At 27.4% G+C, this 6,441-nt stretch carries 7 protein-coding genes; 3 read left to right on the top strand and 4 right to left on the bottom strand.

Annotated features, from left to right (window positions below):
• Positions 1-87: 87 nt before the first annotated feature.
• Genes EIC27_RS00585 through EIC27_RS00575 form a run of 3 tightly spaced genes read left to right on the top strand, consistent with a single transcriptional unit; the run spans position 88 to position 3,156 of the window.
• Positions 88-1,848, top strand: coding sequence for an ABC transporter ATP-binding protein (locus tag EIC27_RS00585; RefSeq protein WP_126044226.1), 1,761 nt, complete (start codon positions 88-90; stop codon positions 1,846-1,848).
• Positions 1,849-1,859: 11 nt separating this feature from the next.
• Positions 1,860-2,480: a heme ABC exporter ATP-binding protein CcmA gene (ccmA, locus tag EIC27_RS00580; protein WP_126044225.1), complete on the top strand. Its 621-nt coding sequence runs from the start codon at positions 1,860-1,862 to the stop codon at positions 2,478-2,480.
• Positions 2,470-3,156, top strand: coding sequence for a hypothetical protein (locus EIC27_RS00575; RefSeq protein WP_126044224.1), 687 nt, complete (start codon positions 2,470-2,472; stop codon positions 3,154-3,156). The genes ccmA and EIC27_RS00575 overlap by 11 nt, the downstream gene beginning before the upstream one ends.
• Before the next feature lie 4 nt (positions 3,157-3,160).
• Here the strand turns inward: EIC27_RS00575 and murD are convergent, their stop codons facing one another.
• From murD to queC, 4 genes are read right to left on the bottom strand one after another with little or no spacing between them, the layout of a single operon-like run.
• A complete protein-coding gene (gene murD / locus EIC27_RS00570; protein ID WP_126044223.1) occupies positions 3,161-4,540 on the bottom strand; it encodes a UDP-N-acetylmuramoyl-L-alanine--D-glutamate ligase in 1,380 nt (459 codons plus the stop codon).
• Positions 4,537-4,917, bottom strand: coding sequence for a YraN family protein (locus EIC27_RS00565; RefSeq protein WP_126044222.1), 381 nt, complete (start codon positions 4,915-4,917; stop codon positions 4,537-4,539). Before EIC27_RS00565 ends, murD begins: the two co-directional genes overlap by 4 nt.
• An 18-nt stretch (positions 4,918-4,935) precedes the next feature.
• The gene (gene queF, locus EIC27_RS00560) at positions 4,936-5,745 is read right to left on the bottom strand and encodes an NADPH-dependent 7-cyano-7-deazaguanine reductase QueF (RefSeq protein WP_126044221.1); all 810 of its coding nucleotides are present in this window, start codon (positions 5,743-5,745) and stop codon (positions 4,936-4,938) included.
• A gap of 1 nt (position 5,746) precedes the next feature.
• Entirely contained in the window at positions 5,747-6,439 is a 693-nt protein-coding gene (queC, locus tag EIC27_RS00555; RefSeq protein WP_126044220.1) for a 7-cyano-7-deazaguanine synthase QueC, read from the bottom strand.
• Positions 6,440-6,441 lie beyond the last annotated feature (2 nt).

The raw sequence follows: 6,441 nt of genomic DNA, 5'->3' as shown, positions 1-6,441 counted from the left end.
GGAATAATGGTATGAAAAATACAAATAAACAAAATAACGATAACTCGTCTATTTTTAAGAAAATTTGGACGAAGGTAACATCTTAAAGTGAAAAAAGAATTAGAAAATAAGTACGATAGTAGTTGGTATCTTTTTAATAGGTTATTCAAAAATTACATAAGGCCACTAAGAAAAAGATTATCATTAGCCTTATTATGCATGTTGGTTTCAGCATCTGCGGCAACTTTCCTTGCATGGGTTGTTCAGCCAGCTTTGGATTATGTTATTGTAGGTAAAAATTCTACAATGCATTATTTGATACCTATAGTAATGATTTTAATTTTTATTATAAATGGGGTAGCTTCATTTTATGACTCTATAATTATGAAGCGGGTGGGGCAGCAAATTTCATCAAACATACAAATGGAGCTATATGAACATCTAATATATGCAGATCTTAAATTTTTAGCAAAACATCCATCTGGAAATCTCATATCTAGATTTACAAATGATATTAATATTCTAAAAAATTCAACAATAGAAATCTATACTAGTATTATTAAAGAGTTTTTTACTTTGGTTGGATTAGTTATATTGATGTTTAAACAAAGTTTTAGTTTAACATTAATTATTGTTATTTTTTTTCTTTTGGCATTTTATCCAGTAATAAGGTTAGGAAAAAGAATGAAAAAAATTTCTAAAAATATGCAAGAAAAAATGGGAGATTTTACAGTTAGATTAGATGAAACTTTTCAGAATATTAAATTAATTAAGTCTTATTGTAGAGAGGAATTTGAAATTAATAGGGCAAAAACTATTATAGATAAATTTTTATCTATATTTAAAAAAGCAGCATATGTAGAATCATCTCCTTCGGCGATAATGGAAATATTAGGAGGCTTAGTAATAGCAGTATTAATTTTTTACGTTGGTTTTCAAGAAACTACTTCAGGTGAATTTTTATCTTTCATAACTGCACTACTTTTAGCATATAAACCTTTGAAGGCTTTATCTAGGCTTAATGCATTAATGCAAGAGGGATTAGCTGCCTCAAGAAGGTTGTTTATAATGCTTGATGTAGAACCAGAAGCTAAAATAGATGAAACTCAGGCTATAACTGATTTGAAAATGTATAATATTAAATTTTCTGATGTGTTTTTTTCTTATAAACTTGGACAAAATATTCTTAATGGGATCAATATTGATATTAAACAAGGTCAGACAATTGCATTAGTAGGCGGTTCTGGGGTAGGAAAAACTACTGTTTTAAATTTACTTCAAAGATTGTATAATGTAAGTAGTGGAGATATTTGTATAGGTGATATAAATATTAATGATATTAGATTAGATGTTTTAAGAAAGAATATAGCTTTTGTGAGTCAGGATGTTAACCTATTTGATGATACAATAATGGAAAATATTAGATATGGAAAACTTGATGCAACAGATGAAGAAATTTTAGATGCATCTATGATTGCAGCTGCACATGAATTTATTACTGAACTTCCAAATCAGTATAATACTAGTATTGGACAAAACGGAGTTAAACTTTCTGGTGGGCAAAAACAAAGGCTAGCAATAGCAAGAGCTGTACTTAAAAATGCCCCAATTTTACTTCTTGATGAAGCGACAAGTTCTCTTGATGCTATTTCTGAAAAAAAAGTGCAAATGGCATTGGATTATTTGAAAAAAGATAAGACTACTATTGTTATTGCTCATAGGCTTTCTACAATAGAATCTGCAGATGTTATTTTTGTGTTATCAGATGGAAAAATTGAAGAGTCAGGTAATCATGATGAATTGATATTGAATTCCGGAGAATATGCAAGATTATATGAACAATATAAATCAAATGCTAATAATAATTAAAATTTCAAAAGATGCTGACTTGTAGTAATATTTCTGCAGTTAGGAACAAAAAATTATTATTTTCAGGTTTAGGATTTACCATATTTAATGGCTCTTGCTTATTTATTAGAGGTAAAAATGGGATTGGTAAAACGAGTTTACTGAAAATAATAGCCAATTTAATTCCTAAAAACTCTGGTGATATTTTTTATAATTCTATTAATATAAAACTAGCTTTAAGAGAATTTTATCAGTTAATTTTTTATATTGGTAAAACTGATGTATTAGATGAGAGTTGTACTGTACTTAAAAATCTTGAATTTTGGGGCAAGCTTTATGATCAAGAAATGAATATACCAGCATCCATTAGAACTTTTGATTTAGAACCATATATTCATACCAAGGTGTATAAGTTATCTCAGGGGTTTAAACAAAAAGTTTTATTATCTAGACTTTTGTTATGTAGTGCTAAGATTTGGTTGTTAGATGAGCCATTTAATAGTTTAGATTACCAAGCGAAAGATATATTAGTTAATCTTATAAAAGCAAGATGTATGCAAAGAGGTATAGTAATAATAGTAGATCATGATCAAAATATTAAAATAGAAAATATGTCAGAGATAAATTTACAAGATTTTTGTAATGACCAGTAATTTAAAATTTTTAACCGCGCCAATTCATAAGGTTTTTTTATTAATATTTTTTAAGCAGCTAAAAGTTTTCTTTGAAAATAAGCATCTAGTTTTCACAAGTATATTTTTATTTATATCATCTCTTTGTATCCTAAAATTTTTACAAGGAGATTTCATTAACTTTGAAACGTTTAAGGTTATTGAAATATTATTAATTATTTATTCGATAAATTTATCCTCAGAATTAATACTGTTAAATGACTATAAAAAAGGGTTATTTGAACAGTTTATATTAACTGGTATTATTTTAGAATATTTTATAATATCAAAAATTATTGCATCTATTCTATTTTATGCAGCTTTATATACATCACTTACAATTTTATTCGATCTGATGTCTTACGGGTTTAATAATTATAATATTTTGCAGTTAATACTTATTAAAATTTTTACAGTTATTAATATAGTTGTAAATTCAATTTTTTCTTCCTCTTTCCTTCTAAGCTTTCAAAAAAAAGTTTCTCAAATATTAATATCAATATTTATTAACATACCAACGATAATAATAAGTGTATTGTGCTATATATCAAATGATTGGTTGCATATACTACTATTAGGGGCTATTTTTTGTTTAACAATAGCTATAACAATTATAGTATCTAGTTATTTAGTTAAAATTTCTATAGAGGATAACTAATTATTCATGAATAATTTTCAAGAATCAAATTTTTAAAAGCATTTCCCCTTTCTTCAAAATTTTTCCATTGATCAAATGATGCACAACATGGGGACAATAATATAGTTCCGCTTTTAACGGTATTTTTAATTTCCTGGATAGAATTCTTCAAGTTATTGCAAATAGAATAAGGTATTTTATTTTTTTTTAATAAGGGAATAAATTTTTCATAATCTTGTCCGATAAGGTAGCAATGTCTTACTTCCTTTAAGCTTGAATTGAGTCCTTCAAGATTTCTTTCTTTAAAAATACCTCCTGCAATCCAGTGTATATCTTTAAATGAGCTTAATGCTTCTTTAGTAGAGGCAATGTTAGTTGCTTTACTATCATTTATAAATGATAATTTTTCAGTTTTAAGAAATAATTCCATTCTATGTGACAATCCAATAAATGTACTAAAATTCCTTATAATTTGTTTTGAATTCAGTTTTATTACTTTTGCAATAGTATATGCTATTGCAATGTTTTCTGCATTATGTACACCAATTAGACTACTCGGTAAATCTAGGTTAAATGCTTGATTTTCAAAATAATTATCATAAAGCTTATCTTTAATTACAGAAACACCTTTTTTGAAAAGTTGTTGATTAGATGTTGGAATTATTGTTTGATTTCTTTTTATTATAAGTTGGTTATAAATATCTTGATTAATGTGATTATTAAGTGAAATGATTGCAAAATCATTATGTTTTTGATTGTTAAAAATTCTTAATTTTGCACTTTTATAATCTTCAAAAGACTCATATCTATCTAAGTGATCTGGAGTTATACTCAATAATGCGGCAATATTAAATTTATAATTGAGCATTAAATCAAGTTGGTAAGATGATAATTCTAAAATATAATGTTCATTATTATTATTGAAATTTGGTAAGTTAAGTGCAGGAATGCCAATATTAGCACCTAAGGCAGACTTATAATTATTGGATTGTATAATATGATTTGTAAGAGAGGTTGTTGTTGATTTGCCATTAGTGCCTGTAATACCTATGTAATTTGCTTTGGGGCAAGCTTTAAATAAAAGATCAATATCAGTTACTATAGGGATATTATGTTTTTGACATATAGTGAATATTTTATGTGGATTAGGGTATTTATAAGGTATACCAGGACTAACGATAACAAAATCTAGCTTTTTAACATCAATAGGGTCTATGACATCAGAAAAGTAAATTTTTTTGTCACTAGAAATATCATTTTTTAAATCTAAGAATCTTTGCTTATTGTTATCCCATGCAGTTACTTGAGCATTTGTATTAAGTAATGCCTTAAGGCAACCTGTGCCAGTTTTTCCTAATCCAAATATTCCAATTTTTTTGCCATTAAATTCGCTAAGATTGATCATAAAACACCCATAAGCTTTGATTCGCTAACGTCCCATGCATTTTCTACATACTTGAAGTTACCATATCTATCTAATAAAAAGCAATCAAATCTCATATTAAAATTATGAAATTGATTGTGTTGAGCTAAAAAATACATTGCAGTCTCACAGCTCCTAGTTTTTTGTTTGTTTAAAATAATATCATAGTTAGGTAATTTTTTTCTATTTTTTACTTCTACGAATATTAGTAGATTTTTCTTATAAGCAATTAAGTCAATTTCACCATATTTAGTTTTATATCTATGTTTAAAAATGGTATATCCAATGTTGCTTAGGTAGGTAATTGCAATGTTTTCTGCATCTATTCCTCTTTTGTGATTAGATAAATTTCTTCCCATTTTTTAAAAAGTGTAAATTTACTGCCTATATGTTCTTATGTTTTCAGGAATAGGTGTATCTTTAGTTGATCTATATGGGTTAATATCAATGCCTCCTCTTCTAGTATATCTGCCATATACTTCTAAATTAGATGTTTTACAATTTCTATATATATCCATGTAAATTTTTTCAATACACTGTTCATGAAATTCATTTAAGTTTCTTAGTGAAATAATATAATTTATTAAACTTGAATAATTAATTTTTGCACCGGAATAATTTATTATTAGAGTTCCCCAATCAGGTTGCATTGTAACTGGACAATTAGATTTTAACAAATGAGTATATATTTTTTCATCTTGAACAATGGTTTTATCAGTTATCTCTATTTTGCAATTATCAAGTTTTTTGTCATAGTAATTATCAATATTTTTTCCCTCAGGGTTTTTTAAAGTAACTTCTGTATTAATGTCTTCTAATTTAACTATAACATCGGTGCTTAATTTATGAGATAAATCTTGTTCTATTGTGGTTTTTACATGATCTTTAGACTTAAAAATAGTGCCATTAAATGAATTTAAATACAATTTTAAAGATTTTGACTCAATGATATACTCAGACCTGCATGAATAAATTATTTCGGAGGTAGCAATATCTGGTCTTCTATCAGGCCTTAGCCAAGAAATTTCATATGCATTCCAAATGTCATATCCGTAAAATGTCATATTGTTATTATCTATACCAATTTCATTTCTCTTGTCCACTCTTGGAATGGCAAATAATAGTGAGGGATTATATTGATCAGTATAAATAGATTTCTTACCAAGTGCTGAAGAGTTAACATGCATGTTATTTGTGTGAAATATATTTTATAGGGGCATCTTTGCCAAGTTCTTTAAAAGCTTGCAATCTCAAAATACATGCATCACATTCTCCGCATGAATATCCATTTTCATCAGGATTATAACATGATAAGGTCATAGAGTAATCTATTCCAAGTCGTAAGCCTTCTTCAATAATTTGAGCTTTGTTTAACTGTATAAGTGGAGTATGGATCTTTATTTTTTCTCCTCCTACAGCTCTTGATGTAGCTAAGTTTGCCATAATATTGAATGCTTCAATATATGCAGGCCTGCAATCAGGATATCCGCTGTAATCTAGTATATTAGCCCCAATGAATATGTCATTAGCTTGCAAAACTTCTGCATATGCTAGAGCATAAGATAAAAATATGGTATTTCTTGCAGGAACGTATGTTATAGGTATTTTGCTTAAAATTTCTTTTTCTGAGCGATTTTTAGGAACATCTATATTATCTGTAATTGCAGAATTTCCAAATGTTTTTAAGTCTATTTTAACTATTTTATGTCCTGCTTCAGGTGCAATAGAATTTTTGACTTTGCGAGCGGATTTTAATTCTATTAATTGCTTTTGACCATAATCAAAACTCATGCAATATGTGGCGTAACCTCTTTCTTTTGCCAGTGCAAGTGTTGTAGAAGAGTCTAACCCACCACTTAATAATACAACAGCATTTTTCATAT

Source organism: Candidatus Aquarickettsia rohweri, from assembly GCF_003953955.1.
GTDB lineage: Bacteria > Pseudomonadota > Alphaproteobacteria > Rickettsiales > Midichloriaceae > Aquirickettsia > Aquirickettsia rohweri.
The sequence above is the reverse complement of the archived record's forward strand: the minus strand, read 5'-3'. Positions and strand labels throughout refer to the sequence as shown.